Origin of the sequence: Gordonia sp. SGD-V-85 (assembly GCF_001456905.1) — a bacterium.
Lineage (GTDB): Bacteria > Actinomycetota > Actinomycetes > Mycobacteriales > Mycobacteriaceae > Gordonia > Gordonia hongkongensis.
In genome coordinates, this window is sequence record NZ_LNQO01000007.1 from 195,000 (window position 1) to 211,492 (window position 16,493).

Annotated in this window: 14 protein-coding genes; 9 read left to right on the plus strand and 5 right to left on the minus strand. The window is 66.9% G+C overall.

The features are described 5' to 3' along the window. Nucleotides 1–4 precede the first annotated feature (4 nt). Genes AS181_RS10735 through AS181_RS10745 form a run of 3 tightly spaced genes read right to left on the minus strand, consistent with a single transcriptional unit; the run spans nucleotide 5 to nucleotide 4,049 of the window. On the minus strand, nucleotides 5–301 hold the full coding sequence (locus AS181_RS10735; RefSeq protein WP_058251574.1) for an antitoxin: 297 nt from the start codon (nucleotides 299–301) through the stop codon (nucleotides 5–7). Nucleotides 302–354: 53 nt separating this feature from the next. Next, complete coding sequence (locus tag AS181_RS10740; protein WP_058251683.1) at nucleotides 355–2,868, minus strand: HAD-IC family P-type ATPase; 2,514 nt, start codon at nucleotides 2,866–2,868, stop codon at nucleotides 355–357. Next, on the minus strand, nucleotides 2,865–4,049 hold the full coding sequence (locus AS181_RS10745) for an MBL fold metallo-hydrolase (protein WP_058251575.1): 1,185 nt from the start codon (nucleotides 4,047–4,049) through the stop codon (nucleotides 2,865–2,867). Before AS181_RS10745 ends, AS181_RS10740 begins: the two co-directional genes overlap by 4 nt. A gap of 195 nt (nucleotides 4,050–4,244) precedes the next feature. Between AS181_RS10745 and AS181_RS10750 the strand changes: the two genes are divergently transcribed. From AS181_RS10750 to AS181_RS10760, 3 genes are read left to right on the plus strand one after another with little or no spacing between them, the layout of a single operon-like run. Then, a complete protein-coding gene (locus tag AS181_RS10750; protein ID WP_058251576.1) occupies nucleotides 4,245–4,868 on the plus strand; it encodes a TetR/AcrR family transcriptional regulator in 624 nt (207 codons plus the stop codon). Next, the gene (locus AS181_RS10755; RefSeq protein WP_078113429.1) at nucleotides 4,852–6,138 is read left to right on the plus strand and encodes an alanine racemase; all 1,287 of its coding nucleotides are present in this window, start codon (nucleotides 4,852–4,854) and stop codon (nucleotides 6,136–6,138) included. The genes AS181_RS10750 and AS181_RS10755 overlap by 17 nt, the downstream gene beginning before the upstream one ends. Next, nucleotides 6,135–7,457 (plus strand): D-arabinono-1,4-lactone oxidase, encoded by a 1,323-nt coding sequence (locus tag AS181_RS10760; RefSeq protein WP_435083234.1) that lies wholly within the window; start codon nucleotides 6,135–6,137, stop codon nucleotides 7,455–7,457. The genes AS181_RS10755 and AS181_RS10760 overlap by 4 nt, the downstream gene beginning before the upstream one ends. A 194-nt stretch (nucleotides 7,458–7,651) precedes the next feature. Here the strand turns inward: AS181_RS10760 and AS181_RS10765 are convergent, their stop codons facing one another. Beyond that, nucleotides 7,652–9,211 (minus strand): AIPR family protein, encoded by a 1,560-nt coding sequence (locus AS181_RS10765; protein ID WP_139114204.1) that lies wholly within the window; start codon nucleotides 9,209–9,211, stop codon nucleotides 7,652–7,654. Between the two features lie 705 nt (nucleotides 9,212–9,916). On the opposite strand from AS181_RS10765, the gene AS181_RS10775 reads away from it, so the two are divergent. Beyond that, a complete protein-coding gene (locus AS181_RS10775) occupies nucleotides 9,917–11,011 on the plus strand; it encodes an XdhC family protein (protein ID WP_058251580.1) in 1,095 nt (364 codons plus the stop codon). A 12-nt stretch (nucleotides 11,012–11,023) separates the two neighbouring features. Here the strand turns inward: AS181_RS10775 and AS181_RS10780 are convergent, their stop codons facing one another. Beyond that, nucleotides 11,024–11,755, minus strand: a complete 732-nt coding sequence (locus tag AS181_RS10780; RefSeq protein ID WP_058251581.1) for an enoyl-CoA hydratase — start codon at nucleotides 11,753–11,755, stop codon at nucleotides 11,024–11,026. Between the two features lie 53 nt (nucleotides 11,756–11,808). On the opposite strand from AS181_RS10780, the gene AS181_RS10785 reads away from it, so the two are divergent. Genes AS181_RS10785 through AS181_RS10805 form a run of 5 tightly spaced genes read left to right on the plus strand, consistent with a single transcriptional unit; the run spans nucleotide 11,809 to nucleotide 16,078 of the window. Then, nucleotides 11,809–12,978, plus strand: a complete 1,170-nt coding sequence (locus tag AS181_RS10785) for an NAD(P)-binding domain-containing protein (RefSeq protein WP_058251582.1) — start codon at nucleotides 11,809–11,811, stop codon at nucleotides 12,976–12,978. 46 nt (nucleotides 12,979–13,024) lie between these two features. Then, nucleotides 13,025–13,348 (plus strand): helix-turn-helix transcriptional regulator, encoded by a 324-nt coding sequence (locus AS181_RS10790; RefSeq protein ID WP_058251583.1) that lies wholly within the window; start codon nucleotides 13,025–13,027, stop codon nucleotides 13,346–13,348. Then, entirely contained in the window at nucleotides 13,345–13,959 is a 615-nt protein-coding gene (locus tag AS181_RS10795; protein ID WP_058251584.1) for a hypothetical protein, read from the plus strand. The genes AS181_RS10790 and AS181_RS10795 overlap by 4 nt, the downstream gene beginning before the upstream one ends. After that, entirely contained in the window at nucleotides 13,956–14,852 is an 897-nt protein-coding gene (locus tag AS181_RS10800) for an ABC transporter ATP-binding protein (RefSeq protein ID WP_058251585.1), read from the plus strand. Before AS181_RS10795 ends, AS181_RS10800 begins: the two co-directional genes overlap by 4 nt. Then, the gene (locus tag AS181_RS10805; protein ID WP_058251586.1) at nucleotides 14,849–16,078 is read left to right on the plus strand and encodes an ABC transporter permease; all 1,230 of its coding nucleotides are present in this window, start codon (nucleotides 14,849–14,851) and stop codon (nucleotides 16,076–16,078) included. Before AS181_RS10800 ends, AS181_RS10805 begins: the two co-directional genes overlap by 4 nt. The last annotated feature ends 415 nt before the right edge of the window (nucleotides 16,079–16,493 follow it).

Genomic DNA, 16,493 nt, shown 5'->3' on the forward strand with positions numbered 1-16,493 from the left:
CGGACTACCGCTGCGGGTGCTGCGGCTGCTGGGGGTTCTGCGGCCGGGGATTCTGGGGCTGCGGGCTCTGCTGACCCGGTAGCGGCTCCCCGGGGTTGGTGGGATTGGTCGGCGGAGTCTGTCCCGGGTTTCCCTGTCCCGGCGCGCCGACGGCCTTGCGCACGGCGTCCTGCGCCTTGTCCACCTGACCCGAGTACTTGTTCTTGGTGACCTTGTCGATGGCGTCGCCGCCCTTCTCGATCAGGCTCGGATTCTTCTGCAGCGTGGCCCTGGCCTTGTTGACGAGTCCCTTGAGATCCATGACGTCTCCTCTGATCGACGTGCCGGACACCTTCCGGCCACTTGCCGCAGATTCTATCGGTCGGACGTGAGCACCCCGCTGACCTGCGCTTCGTCCCCGTGCTGATCGTTGTCATGCGTGGCGACCCATCGGGGCGCCACCCGCGAGACGACCTCGACACACGCGATGCCGACCGCCGCCGAGAGCAGGGCCACCGTGTTCATCCCCCAGTTCGACGAGTCGAGCCGGAACAGGTCCTGGGTGAACGGCCACGCGAAGATCAGCACGTATGCGGCGGCGGAGACCGCGAGGAGCACCGCCTTCCACCAGTTGTACGGACGGGCGACCACGGCGAGGACGTAGACCGCGATCGCGATCAGCGTCATCAGCGCCGCGGTGGCGGCCTGCGTCTGAGGCTGCGAGAGTTCGACGGCGTCACCACCCACCTCGACGCCGGCGCCGCCGGGGTTGACGATCACGTAGGTCACGAAGGTGCACAGGCCGACGATGATGCCGTTGGGCACGGCGCTGAGCAGCACCCGCCGTACGAAACCACGCCGGGCCCGCTCGTTGTTGGGGGCCAGCGACAGGACGAACGCCGGGATGCCGATGGTGAACCAGGCCGAGATGGTCACGTGGATCGGCTGGAACGGATAGCTGAGCGGGTCGGACCCGAACAGTGCGCCGAGGAGTCCGCCGACGCCGACGAACAGTGCGAGCAACACCGCGTACACGGTCTTGGTGAGGAACAGGTTGGAGACGCGTTCGATGTTGCCGATCACACGCCGACCTTCGCCCACCACATACGGCAGGGTCGCGAACTTGTTGTCCAGCAACACGATCTGCGCCACCGACCGGGCGGCGGAGCTGCCCGAGCCCATCGCCACGCCGATGTCGGCGTCCTTGAGCGCGAGGACGTCGTTGACGCCGTCGCCGGTCATCGCGACGGTGTTGTCCCGCGATTGCAGCGCCTTCACCATGGCCCGCTTCTGATCCGGCCGGACCCGCCCGAACGTGACGCCCCGTTCGACGACGTCGGCGAGTTCGCCTGTTTCTGAGGGCAACTCGCGCGCGTCGACCGAGGACTCTGCCGATCCGAGCCCGAGCGACGCGGCGACCGCCCCCACCGACCGGGCGTTGTCCCCGGAGATGACCTTCACCGCGACGTGCTGCTGTCCGAAGTAGTCGATCGTGTCGCGCGCATCGGGCCGGACCCGCTGTTCGAGGACCACGAGGGCGACCGGGGAGACGGTCCCCGGTGCGACGCGACCCGGCGCGGGTTCGGTGTCCACGGGCACGTCGGTGCAGGCCAGCAGCAGCACGCGGAGTCCGGCGGCGCCGATGTCGGAGGCGAGGCGGGCCGTCTCGCCCTCCGGGTCCAGCAGGACGTCGGGCGCACCGATGAGCCAGTGACCGTCGTCGGTGCCGGCGGTCGGGCCGGACCCGCTCCCGCGGAACGACATCCCGCTCCACTTGGTGGCCGAGGTGAACGGTTTGATGGCCGCCACCGACCAGTCGGGTGGGATCGGATGTGCCTCGGCGATCGCGATCATGCTGGCGTTGGGCCGCGGATCGTGGGCGGCGAGCGCGGCCAGCACCTGTCCCGCGGTCTCGGCGGGCACCGTCCCGAGGGAACGCACCTCGGCCAGCCGCATCCCGTTCTCCGTCAGGGTGCCGGTCTTGTCCGCACAGACCACATTGACGCGCGCGAGCCCTTCGATGGCCGGGAGTTCGTTCACCAGACACTGCCGCTGACCGAGCCGCACCACACCCACCGCGAAGGCGATCGAGGTCATCAGGACGAGCCCCTCGGGCACCATCGGCACCAGCGCGGCGACCATGCCGAGCAGGGACCGCCGCAACCCGTTGTCGCTGACGAAGAGTTGGTTGACGATGGTCAGGACACCGGCCGGGATCAGCAACCAGGTGATCACCCGCAGGATCTGATCGATGCCGGAGCGCAACTCGGAGGAGACCAGCGTGAACTTCGACGCCTCGGCCGCGAGCTGGGCCGCGTAGGCATCGGCGCCGACCTTGGTGGCGCGGTACGCGCCACCGCCGGCGACCACGAAGCTGCCCGACAGCACCGCGTCTCCCGGGTCCTTGTCGATCGGGTCGGCCTCGCCGGTGAGCAGTGACTCGTCGACGTCGAGTGCGATGGCCTCGACGACCTCGCCGTCGACGACGATCTGATCGCCGGCACCGATCTCGATGATGTCGTCGAGCACCACCTCGTCCGGCGGTACCTCGGTGACCTCGCCGTCGCGCCGGACTCGAGGTCGGGTCTGGCCGACGATCGCGAGCTTGTCGAGCGTCCGCTTGGCCCGGACCTCCTGGATGATGCCGATCCCGGAATTGGCGATGATCAGCAGTCCGAACAGGCCGTTGATGAGCGATCCGGTGAACACCACGATCGCGAACAGCACCCCGAGAATCGCGTTGATCCGGGTGAAGACATTCGCGCGGACGATGTCGGCCACACTGCGGCCGGACCGGTCGGGCAGCGCGTTGACCTGGCCGGCCGCGACCCGCTGCGCCACCTCGGCCGCGGTCAGGCCGGCGTCCGCGATCTCGGTCGGCGAGCTCACGCCGAAGCCTCCCACCAATTGGGTTGTGCCACACCGCTACCGGTCCGCGTCATCAGGTCGATCGAACCGCCCGGTTGCGGCACCAGGATCGTCGGCTTGTCCGGCCCGGCGTCCGCCTGCAACCGCGCGATGGGCTCCCCCCAGGGATGGCGCGCGAGATTGAACGTGCCCCAGTGGATCGGGATGAAGACCGAGTCGGATCCCGTACCGGGCGAGACCATCCGGTGGATCGACAGGGCCTCCTCGGGGTTCACGTGGATGTCCGGCCACATCACGTCGTAGGCTCCGACGGCGATGAGGGTGAGGTCGAACGGGCCGAGTCGGTCGCCGACATCGGCGAAGCGCTCGCTGTGGCCGGTGTCCCCGGAGAAGAAGACCTTGTGCTCCCGTCCGGTGATCGCCCAGCTGCCCCACTGGGTGAGATTCCGCTCCAGCCACCGCCCCGAGAAGTGTCGCGCCGGACCGCAGGTGAACCGCAGCTCGCCCGCGCCGGTCGGCACCACCACCTCATCCCACCAATCCGCCTGCCGGATGCGATCTTCCGCGATCCCCCAGGAGGCCAGGTGCGCGCCGACCCCGATCGTCGTGACGAACACCGCGTCGGGCTGGGTGTCGGCGATCGTGACGACGGTGTCCATGTCGAGATGGTCGTAGTGATCGTGACTGATCAGGACGACGTCGAGTGGCGGCAACTGTGGCGGCGCCAGTGGGGCGGAGTGCATGCGTCCGGGCCCGACGAGTTGGCTGGGCGAGCAGCGGCGGCTGAGGACCGGATCGGTGATGACCCGCGCGCCGTCGATGTCGACGACGGCGGTGGCGTGGCCGAGCCAGGTGACGGCGAGGTCGCCGGGGGCCTCGAAGCGTGGGACCGTCACCATGACCGGTCGGCGCGGCCGGCCGGGCCGCCGGGCCATGTCGGTGAGGACCTGCAGGCTCGGATCGGCGATCGACGGGGGTTCCGGGTTGACGAAGGCGCCGTTCCGCAGATGCGGGCTCCGCCGCACGTGCGGCGCTACCTGGTCGCGGGAGGCGCCCAGCGCGCGGGCGGGACCGAGTCCCTCGGCGGCGAGCCGCGCCACGACGGCGTCGGCCACCGCCACTCCCGCCGAACCCGCACGCGCGAGGACGTCGCGGCGCAGGTCGTTGGTGCCTTTTCTACCGGTCGTGGAGGTCACGTTCACACAGTAGTGCGTTCGGTGGCGTCACCCCGGGCAGACGGCGGTCGCGCCGTGCGGTGCACGCCTCCCGAGTGTCCCCGGTGTGATCTGCGATTTCTTCCGGGTGAACGGCATTGTGCGCCTCACCGGCACTGATAGGCTGCGGCGATATTGTCCACCCGAGCATGCGCCGGCGCATGTGGTCAGGAAGATACCGCAGTGGCACGGATGTCCGTCGACCAACGTCGAAGCGCGCTTCTCGAATCGGCGTACCGTGTGATCGCCGACCATGGGGTCGAGGGCGCGACCACGCGTCGCATCTGCGCCCACGCCGGCATGCCGCTCGCACGTTTCCACTATGCCTTCGAGAGTCGCACCGCACTGTTGTGCGCGGTCATGGAGACGGCGGTCCCCACCGACATCGAGCGCATGCTGCACGCGGTGCTGCCCGCCGCCGACTACGGACCCGAGCCGGGCGTGGAGACGATGCGGTCGAGCATGGTGAGCCAGTTCCACGCGTTCTACGACCTGCTCAAAGCCGATCCCGGCCGGATGCAGGCGACCATCGCGCTCGGCATCTATGCGCACAATCACCCGGAGCTGCAGCAGGTCGGCAAGCACATGTACGAGCAGCTCTACCGGGTGGCCTCGGCCGGGCTGCGGTCGATGGCCCACCTGACGCCCATGGAGTGGACCACGCCGGTCGAGGACCTCGGTCCGCTGATCATCGCGGCGACGAACTCGATCACCCTCGTCTACCTCAGCACCGCCGACGACAAGGTCGTCGACGCGATCATCCGCTCGATCACCGATCAGCTCATGACCCATGTCAGCTTCGGGTGAGGCGCCCGACGCGGCACCGGTGACGCCGACGCCCGCGCCGTGGCTGAGTGATCCCGAATCCTATTGGGCGGCAATTGATCAAGCGGTCGCCGATGCGGGACTCGACGCACCGGTCCTCGCGCTCGACCGGGCCGCCCTGGAGCACAACGTCGCCGATCTCACCCGTCGGTCGGCGGGTGTCCCGATCCGCCTGGCCACGAAATCCGTCCGTGTCCGCTCGGTCATCGACGACATCACCGCGCGCGCCGGTTTCGCGGGGGTGCTCGCCTACGACGTGGCCGAGGCACACTGGCTCGCCACGACCTCGGGGATCGACGACGTGCTGATGGGATACCCCAGTGTGCGGCGGGATGCGCTGGCGGCCTTGGCCGCCGACGAGGTCGCGACCCGTCGGGTGAGTGTGCTCGTCGATTCCGTCGACCAACTCGACCTCATCGACGCCGTCGTGCCTCCGTCCGCCCGGCCGCCGATCCGCGTCGCGATCGACCTCGACGCGTCATACCGTCTACTGGGCGGGCGGGTGCACATCGGGGTTCGCCGCTCGCCGGTGCACTCCCGTCGTGACGCACTCGAGCTGGCACGGATCATCGTGGCACGGCCCGGCTTCGATCTCGTCGGGGTCATGTCCTACGAAGCGCAGGTGGCCGGGGTGGCCGATGCGGCGCCCGGTAAGGCGTTGGCCAACCGGGCCATTCGCGCGATGCAACGACATTCGATGGCCGAATTGCGCCGTCGCCGCGGCAAGGTGATCGACGACGTGCGCCGGATCGCCGACCTGGAGTTCGTCAACGGAGGCGGCACCGGTTCCCTGGAGGAGACCGCGCGCGACCGCTCGGTCACCGACATCGCCGCGGGCAGCGGTCTGTTCGGCGGCCATCTGTTCGACGGGTACGCGCGGTTCCGTCCCGCCCCCGCGCTGTCCTTCGGTCTCGACGTCGTCCGCCGCCCGGCGCCCGGCGTCGTGACCTGCGCGGGCGGCGGTTGGATCGCGTCCGGCCCGCCCGCTGCCGACCGGTTGCCCACACCCGTGTGGCCGCACGGACTCACCTACGTCGGTACCGAGGCCGCCGGCGAGGTGCAGACCCCACTGCGAGGTGCGGTCGCGGACGAGATCGCCGTCGGGAGTCGGGTGTGGTTCCGGCACACCAAGTCCGGCGAGGTGTGCGAACGAGCGCGCGAGGTCGCGATCGTCGGCCGCGACGACGCCGGGCACGCGGTGGTCGATGAGGTCGTACCGACCTACCGAGGAGAGGGCAGGTGCTTCCTGTGAGCAGGACCGCTGCGCGTTCGGCGCCCGGCTGGCGCAACTGGGGCGGCACCGCGGCCTGCACGCCGAACCAGGTGCTGCACCCGGCGAGTGCCGCCGAGATCGCCGCCATCGTCCGGGAGACGGCCGCTCGCGGCGGCACGGTGAAGACCGTCGGCGCGGGACACAGCTTCTCCCCCATAGCCGTGGCCGACGACGTGCAACTCGATCTGTCGCGCCTGCGTGGTCTGGTCGCGGTCGACGGCCACCGAGTGACCGTGCGCGCCGGCACACACCTGCACGAGATCCCGGGGATCCTGGCACCTTTCGGACTCGCGATGACCAATCTCGGCGACGTCGATCGTCAGACGATCGCCGGCGCCACCTCGACCGGAACCCACGGCACCGGGCTCGCCTTCGGCGGCATCAGCACCCAGATCGTCGGCGCGACCATCGTCACCGGCTCCGGCGAGATCGTCACCGTGACCGCCGACGACGCCGACATGCAGGCCGTCGCACTCGGCCTCGGCGCGCTCGGAGTCGTTGTGGAACTGACCATCGACTGTGTCGACGAGTTCCGGCTGCACGCGGTCGAGGGTCCCGAGACGGCCGATGCGGCGATCGCCGCCTTCCAGGAGCGCGTCGCGACCACCGACCACCACGAGTTCTACCTGTTCCCGCACACCAATTGCGCTCTGGTGAAGACGAACACGCGGGTCGGTCCCGACGCCCCGGTCACCGGGCCGTCGCGCGTCAAGCGCTACATCGACGACGAACTGTTGAGCAACAAGGCCCTTCGTCTGCTGTGCGAGATCGGTGCGCGCGCGCCGCGTTTGGTGCCGACGATCAACGGGGTCACCGGTCGCGCGCTCTCCGCACGAGAGTTCACCGACTCCTCCACCGGGGTCTTCGTCTCCGACCGCGACGTCCGGTTCCGCGAGATGGAGTACGCCGTCGACCTCGAGGCCGTGCCGGAGGCGCTGCGCGAGATCCGCGCCCTCCTCGACCGGCGCGACCACCTCGTCAGCTTCCCCATCGAGGTCCGCGCCGCCGCGGCCGATGACCTCATGCTCTCCACCGCCTCCGGACGCACCAGCGGCTACATCGCCGTACACCGTTATCACCGCGACGATCCCGCCGACTCCGATGCCTACTTCGCCGACGTCGAAGCCATCCTCACCGGTCTCGGCGGCCGGCCCCACTGGGGCAAGATGCACACCCGCGACGCCGAGTATCTACGCGGCGTCTATCCACGGTTCGACGAATTCCGTTCCGTCCGGGACCGATACGACCCGTCCCGCGTGTTCGCCAACGACTACCTGCGGCGGGTGCTGGGCGACTAGTGAACGGTGTCGCGGCCCGTATCCAGCGCCCGATCAGCACAACTGTCTCACTCTTCGTTCACGGAGCGATCTCGCAAAGCGCGCAGTAACCGCTAGGGCAGCACGCCGTACCCGCCTGGCACCTGATGATGACTAGCATCGTCGGATCGTCGAGGCAGCTCGGGCGCCCAGAGTTCGCAACCGTGTCACACCCCTCAAAACGATTGTCGCTTCCCAGCGTTTTTGCGCGACTCGATTGCACGTCGCTTTACATCTGCAGTGAGCGCCGAACTCTTTACCTTGTCGCGAGTAATTTCGTCGATATCGACAATAGCTGCGCACAACGCATTCAGTTCTGCGATACGCTTGTCACTGCCGTCCTCGATGAATTCTCGGATCTTTCGGGCACTTGTTTCAATCTTCGGGGAAGAGAGGTTGGCAATCGAATCACCGCAGACGTAGTAGCGCACCGCCATCAATATGTGCCATCGCAATTTGACGAAGCGGCCATCGATCTTCCGATTTGCAAGCAGTAGTCGGATGCGATATAGGGTGTAAGCTGCGACATAGAAAACTTCTTCGCGATACGTGTTATCGAAGACAAGACCGCGCATCTCCCCTGTCAACCGATTGGGGTATCGACTAGCGAGATCTGGCTTATCCAAAAACATGGCGGCAACGCATCGTGCAATTTCCCGGATATCGAAGACTCTGATGGCTTTCACATCTTCGTGAGAGCTAAACTGGTCGGTACGACGTTCAAAGAATAGTTGATATTCATCGTCCTCCGCCCTGGCCACAAAGTAGCGGTCAATCATCTTGATCGCATCCAGTGTGGCTAAGAATTGCGACTCTTCAACTTTCGTCTGACGGTTAGTGGAGCGAACGATATCGTCGACCACCGAAGGGTCCGAGGTCTCAACAATCTTTAGCACCAGAGTTGCATCACCGTCAACGATGTCCCGGTTGCGGAACAGCACGTTAGAAGTTTGACAGCCATTGACAATCTGGAAATCACGGAGGTACATCTCGAACGCCGACAATCGAACATCCGGAGCGATAATTGTCACCCCATTGTTCAGTATCCCAAACCGCTTCTGCCTAGGCTCATCATTCAGGGTGGTGCCCATCTCAGCATTCACGTCCGAGTCTACGCCAATAAAGTCTCTAACATTCTCATCAAAAATTCGTTGCCGCAGTTTACCGTTCTTGTCGGACAGTATAGAACTTATGAAATCTTGCGCCCGCACTGTAACTACATAGCTTTCGTCGATACCTGGGGTAGCCGGGAAAGGCGCGTTTCCGAGCAGCTTAAGGGTTGCTTCTACGGATCCATCGGATGACGTCCACAATTCGACGATCAAATCTCGGTCTATCAGAACCGCATCGACTTCGTGGAATAACCCGGTGTCCTCGACTGAAGTGCGCAATGAGTCTATAGCCGCAATTATTTCACGATCAGAAGATTCGCGGGCCGTGGTCGCAAAGTAGATTCGAGCGTTCGGCTTGCCATTTCGGATCCGCCCGACTTTGCTCAACACCTCATCGAATACTTCTCGCCCGTTCTCCAAATATTCCGCATGGGGATACTTATGATCATCTGACAGGAAGTCGAGGATACCGGCCTGGAACGTGGATATTTCCGACTTCTTCCAGGACTCAGCGGTCTTCGCCTGAGTAAATACGACGGAAACACTTGCATCACGCCTTCTCGACTTTAGCGCGTCTTCCACCTCATCGACACTTGCCACATACGCCTCATCGACAAATGTCATATACCCGTCGATCCCCGGATCGTCCCCCTCGTACACAAGCTCACCGGGATCGATTTGATCCCCGCAGTACTTTCGAAAAATCGAATAATTGACGAATGCTTCGAACTGCTTCGACTGGTCTCCCCGGCATCGAACTTCTCGACGAAGTCTTTTAGGTGCGCTTCGACCACTCGGTGCACAGTCGTCCTTTCATCGCCAATCCCCTGCAATCGGAGTGACTGGTACTGTACCCGGCGAGGACACAGATATGGGAGTCGTCCTACCGCGGCTCCCTTTGGCTTCGCACGGAACCTACTCGCGCGAACGCAGAACTCGTTACTTCGTTCTTGGGCAGCGACCCGCCTTCAGCAGACGCGAACGACCGTCGGGCACTTGCCGACCAACCCAATGGTTACCTGCACCACGCCTCCAACGTCAGACATCTCGCGGAGGCCTCCTTGATTAGGCCCGTGAGCCCGAGCAGCGAGTGCTCGTGAGCCGCAGCAACGAGAGTGTTCGAAAATTCACAGTGCCAGTCCTGTCGTCTGACGTCGCTATCGTGCGGTACTCGCATGACAAGGGTGTCAAGCCGCGCCACCTCGGGTTCGTCGCTGAGCCGCTCCGGTTGCGTAAAGAGCCGACCCGTACGTTTCGAGATCTGGGCCGACTCCGACGTCCTCATCCGCCACCTGGCCGGCACGGTGATCTTCTGGTCCACTGGAGTACATGCGCGACGTCCTGCGGTCCCTGACCGAACTCCTCGACGGCGACGACGCGCGTCCGGTGGCACTCTGCCGGGTTGTCGGCGCGTCGGGATCGGCACCCCGCGAGCTCGGCGCGGCCATGATCGTGACCGAGGACGACACCGTGATCGGTTCGGTGTCCGGTGGCTGCGTCGAATCAGCTCTCGTGCACACCGCCCGCGACGTCCTCGCCGACGGGGTCGCGATCGTCGAACAGTACGGCGTCGACGATCCCGACAGTCCCGCGCCGGGTCTGACCTGCGGCGGGCAGATCGAAGTTCTCGTCGAACGTGTCGCACCGAGCAGCGGTCGGCGCGGCCAGCTCGACCGACTCGCGGCGGCGATCGACGCCGGCGAACCCGTCTCGTGGGCCACGACCCTCACCGACGAGACCGACTGGTACTTCGCCACCGCCGCCTCACAGCAGCCGTGGCGCCGCCTCGACCGCGACGTCGCCGACCTCCTTGCCACCGGCCGGACCGGCCTCATCGGCGTCGACGACTGCGATGCCCCGTCCGACGAACGTCCCCGGACCTTCGTGCAGACCTTCGGGCCGCCGGCCCGGTTGATCCTGGTCGGCGCCAACGACTTCGTGCGTGCACTCAGTTCTATCGGGGCCGGCCTCGGCATGCGGGTGACGGTCGTCGACGCACGACCGGTGTTCGCCACCCCCGAACGCTTCCCCGACGCCGACGAGGTCGTCGTCTCCTGGCCGGATCGCTATCTGGCGGAACAGATCCGGGACGGCCGGGTGGGTCCGTCGACGGCGGTCTGCGTGATGACGCACGACCCGAAGTTCGACGTCCCGACCCTGCAGGTGGCACTCGGCTGCCGGCAACTCGGCTTCGTCGGTGCACTCGGGTCGCGGCGGACGGTCGCCGATCGCGACCAACGCCTCCGCGAGGCGGGCGTCGACGACATCCAACTCGCCCGGCTGCGCTCACCCCTGGGCCTCGATCTCGGCGGACACACCCCGGGCGAGGTCGCAGTCGCCATCTCGGCGCAACTCATCGCCGAGCGGCACGGCGCCACCGGCGCACCGCTGCACGCCGGCGACGGACCGATCCACCGCCGGTAGCGTCCCTCCGGGTCAGGACCCGGTGAACCGCGGCGGACGCTTCTCGGCCCGGGCCGCACGGCCCTCCCGCAGGTCGTCGCTCTCCCACGCGCGCATCATCGCCGCCGCCCGATCCTCGGGCGCGGCGTCGCGCGCACCGTCGCCGTTCAGCACGAGCTTGTAATGCTGCAGCGTCAACGGGGCGAGGCCGGCGATCGTGTCCGCCCAATGCTGCGCGTCGGCGAGGTCGCCGATGCGGTTGGCGAACCCGAGTGCGTGCGCACGGTCGGCGGTCAGCGGATCGCACCCGATCAGCATCCCCCGGGCCTGCCCCGCCCCCACCAGCGACACCAGGCGTCGGATGGTCCATTCATCAACGGCGACACCGAGTTTCGCCGCCGGTATGCCCGCAATCGCATCCGGCGCCATCACCCGGAGGTCGGCGGCCATCGCTAGCTGCAATCCTGCGCCGATCGCGGAGCCGTTCAGCGCCGCCAGCACGGGCACCGGGGATGACTCGATCTTCTTCAGGGTCCCGACGAGGGTGTCGAGAAAGCCCTTCTCGTACACGGGACCGGACAGGTCGGCGCCGGCACTGAACACCGGCCCCCGCCCGGTCACCACGATGGCGCGCGCGCCGGACGCGAGGGCGGCGTCGAACGCATCGGACAGGCCGGCGAGCATCTCGTCGTTCAGGGCGTTGCGCTTGTCGGCCCGGTCCAGCTCGATCGTGACGACCGCCCCGTCGGTGGTGGAGTGAATCATGGGCCCCAACCTACCCACCGCACCCATTCGACACGTCGTGACAAGGTGGGGACGTGCAGATCTCCCCGGCCGGCGCAGCGCCCGCACCGCACTCGGATGTGTTGATCATCGGCGGCGGACAGGCCGCACTGTCGGCGGCCTATTTTCTCGAGCGGTTCGGCCTCGGCGATCGCTACCAGATGCTCGACCACGCCCCCGGGCCCGGCGGGGCCTGGCAGTTCCGGTGGCCGACGCTCACCCTCGCCACCGCCAACCGCGTCCACGACCTGCCGGGGTGGGGCCTCGTCGAGGCTCTCGGCCTGGACTGTGATGAGCTCCCGGCGGCCACCGCCGTCCCCGAGTACTTCGGGCGGTACGAGGAGAAGTTCGGTCTGACCGTGCATAGACCCGTGCACGTGCGCGCCGTGCGCCGCGAGGACGACGGCTTCCGCGCCGAGCTGGGCGACGGCGGGTCGGTCACCTCGAAACTCATCGTCAACGCCACCGGCACCTGGGACCGTCCGTTCATCCCACATGTCCCCGGGGCCGCCGATTTCCGCGGCCGGCAGCTGCACACGCACGACTACACCTCGCCCGCGGAGTTCGAGGGCAAGCGGGTCCTGGTCGTCGGCGCGGGCATCTCCGCCATCCAATTGTTGATCGAGATCGCCCGGGAGGCGCCCGGCAGCGAGACGTTCTGGTGTTCCCGGCGCGAGCCCGTCTTCAACCCGGAACCGTTCACCCCCGAGCAGGGGCGCGAGGCCGTCGCCCGCGTCGAACGGCGGGTGCGCGCCGGGCTCCCACCCACCTCGGTGGTGTCGGTGACCGGGCTGGCACTCACCCCCGCGATCGCGGCCGCGCAGCGCGACGGAATCCTCGCGTGGCGCCCGATGTTCACACGCATCACCGAGACCGGGGTGTGCTGGGACTGCGACGGACCATCCGGCGACTCCCCCGATCACCCGGACGTCCCGGAGCACCTGGATGTCGACGTCATCTTCTGGAACACCGGTTTTCGCAGCGCCATCGACCATCTCGCCCCGTTACGCCTGCGCGCGCCGGGTGGCGGCATCACGATGGCCGGCCGCCTCGCGACGGTCGTCGACGCCGATCCCCGGATCCAACTGCTCGGCTACGGCCCGTCGGCCTCGACGATCGGGGCCAATCGCGCCGGGCGGGAGGCGGCACGGGTCGCGGCCGAGCTGCTCGGGGTGCCCTTACGCTCTTCTGGGAACACGGCGTAGTTGTCACCACTTGACAAGGTGTTGTGTTTTCACAACACTGAGTCAGGTGAGTCCAATACGCCGTGGGGAAAAGCTCCCCATCTACAACCGCATCGGCGTGCTGCGGGCGGAGCGTCGGATGTCGCGGGCCGAACTCGCCGCAGTCGTCGGCATCAACGTCCAATCGGTGGGCGCACTCGAGCGCGGCGACAACTACCCCAGCCTCGACCTGGCGTTCCGCATCTGCGACGTCTTCGATTTACCGGTGGAGGCGGTGTTCAGCCGGCACGAGTTCGAGGCGATGTCGTCGGCGCTGTACCGGCGCCAATCGTCGCCCCGTCAAGAACTGCACCCAGCCACCCACACCGACGAGTCCGGAGGTGAACGATGAACGACCCCAATTCGGCCATCCCCGAGGAGGCCACACCCGCCCTCTGGCGCCGCTACGAGGAGTGGCGGGGCCGCCGGCACCAGGAGTTCAACGACAAGAACGCACACCGCCTCACCTCGTGGCGCACCCGGCGAACCTATCGACGACTCGTGCTCGTGCAGGCGTTCTTCGCCATCCTGCTGATCCTCAGCTCGATTCTCGCGTTCTTCGACACCGGTATCTTTCTGGTGCCCTTCCTGATCGGACTCGCCGGCATCATCACGACCCTGTACCTGACGCGGATCGTCACCGGGTCGATCGCCGACACGCCGGTCACCGCTCTCGATGAGATCCAGGTGGCGCAACGCAATTCGGCGCGTTCCATCGGTTTCACCGTTCTGTACAGCCTGATGTTCATCCCGTACGCGGTGCTGGTCGTCCTCAGCTTCGACGACCAGGTGTCCGGCCAGGCGGTCTACGGATCGGCCATCCTGCTCATCACGCTCGTCCTGGCCGCGATCTGCGTACCGACCATGCTCACCGCCTGGTGGATGGCGGATCCGGACCCCGAGGATCTCGAAGCACTGCCATCGGATACGACAACCATTCCCAGTGAGGAGAGTGCGCAATGACCGCACCACTGATCGTCGACGGGCTCCACAAACGGTATGGAGACCTCATCGCGCTGCGCGACATGACCTTTTCCGTCGACCCGGGTGAGATCTTCGGGTTCGTCGGCAGCAACGGCGCCGGCAAGTCCACCACCATGCGCATCATCCTCGGCGTGCTGGCCGCCGACGCCGGAGAGGTTCGCCTCGGCACCCAGCCGATCGACCTCGATCTGCGTCGTCGAATCGGGTACATGCCCGAGGAGCGAGGCCTGTACCCCAAGATGAAGGTCGGCGAACAGCTGACCTTTCTCGCACGGCTGCACGGGATGTCGGCGGCCGAGGCGCAGGATTCCGTCCAGCGGTGGACCGATCGCCTCGGCGTGGGCGCCCGCCACGACGACAACGTCGCCGACCTGAGCCTCGGCAACCAGCAGCGGGTCCAGCTCGCCGCCGCCCTGGTCCACGATCCCAGCGTCCTGGTGCTCGACGAGCCGTTCTCGGGCCTGGACCCCGTCGCCGTCGACGTGATGAGCGACGTGCTCAAAGAGAAGGCTGCCGAGGGCATCCCGGTGATCTTCTCCTCGCACCAACTCGACCTCGTGCAGCGACTCTGCAACCGGGTGGGCATCATCGCGCGCGGTGAGATGCGCGCGCTCGGCACGGTCGACGACCTGCGTGCACGCGAGGGCATCACCCTCGAGATCACCGGGCCGCGTGCTGATGTCGCGTGGGCCGACTCCCTGCCCGGCGTCCGCGGCGTCGACTACGGCGAGACGACCCGCCTGCTGATCGACCCTGAGATCGCCGACGATCAGCTGATCCTGGCGACCGCCCTCCAGAACGGGCCGGTGCACCGGTTCGCGACCTCGACCCCGTCCCTGACCGACCTGTTCCGAGAGGTGGTTTCCGCATGACCACGCTACCCGACACCCCGGTGGCAACCACCGGTTCCGATCCGAGAGCATCTGCCGCACAGGCGATCCGACTCGTCGCCGGCCGCGAGATCACCACGCGCGCCAAGACCAAGTCCTTCGTCGTCAGTACCGCGCTGCTGATGATCGTGATCGTCGCCGGGTCCATCATCATCAACCTGTTCTCCGGCGGCGACGACGTCGAAAAGGTCGCCGTCGTGGGTCAGCCGGCCGCCGTCGCCGAATCCATCGTCTCCGTCGGTGAGGCCTCCGGCACGACGATCGCCACCGAGCCGGCCGACACCGTCGAACAGGCACGCGATCGGGTCAACAGCGGCGACGTGAAGGCCGCGCTGGTGCCCGGAGAGACGCCGGGATCGTATGTGATCATCACCAAGGACAGCCTCGAACCGGCTGTGGAGGGCCCGATCCGCACCGCGGTGTCGCAGGCGAATCTCTCTGCGGCACTGGCCGAACGCGGTGTCGATGCCGCCACCCTGCCGACCGTGGACATCTCGGTCTCGCAGACCGAACCGGACAACCCCGACGAGGGACAGCGCCTGCTCATCGCGATGGTCGGCGTGGTGCTGCTCGTCACCGCGATCATGATGGGCGGCACGATGGTCGCCGTCGGCGTCGTCGAGGAGAAGACGTCGCGCGTCGTGGAACTGCTCCTGGCGACCATCAAGCCGCTGCATCTGCTGTGGGGCAAGATCATCGGCATCGGTGTGGTCGCCCTCGGGCAGGTGGTGCTGCTCGGTGCCACCGCGCTGATCGCGGGCACCGCGACCGGAATCCTCACCCTTCCGGGCGCCGCCATCGGGATGTTCGCGGCGGTGATCGCCTGGTTCCTGCTCGGCTTCCTGTTCTTCTCCTCGCTCTACGCGGCAACCGGGGCCATCGTCTCCCGGCAGGAGGAGCTGAACTCGTCGTCCGCGCCGCTGACATTCCTTGCGGTGGCGGTGCTGTACTCCGGCATCTTCGGTGTGCAGGCGATGGATTCGACGTTGATCGAGGTGCTCAGCTGGATACCGCCGTTCAGCGCGGCACTCATGCCGATGCGCATCGCGACCGGTGACACCGATGCCGTCCAGATCATCGTCACCTTCGGCCTGATGGGCGCCGCGTGCGCGGCCGCCACGTGGATCGCCGCGCGGATTTACCAGCGGTCCATCCTGCGCACCGGCTCGCGGATCGGCTGGGGCGAGGTACTCAAGCTCGCCCGCTGAGCCTGAGGAGCGAGCTTGCGAGCGTCACCCTCCGATCCCTGAGGAGCGAGCTTGCGAGCGTCACCCTCCGATCCCTGAGGTGCGAGCGTCACCCTCCGATCCCTGAGGAGCGAGCTTGCGAGCGTCACGAAGGGTCCTGTTGCGATGCGTGACAGGACCCTTCGCCGCGCCCTCCGCTGGTCGAGCCGATACCCCCCTGCGCTGGTTGAGCCGGCAACGAGCCGCTAGGCGAGTCGCCCACCCCCGCTGGTTGAGCCGGCAACGAGCCGCTAGGCGAGTCGCCCACCCCCGCTGGTTGAGCCGGCAACGAGCCGCTAGGCGAGTCGCCGTGTCGAAACCACTCGGCGACCCGACGATCTCAGCCATCACGAGCCCGGCCGGCACCATACCGCAACGCCCAGCGCACATTTCGTCT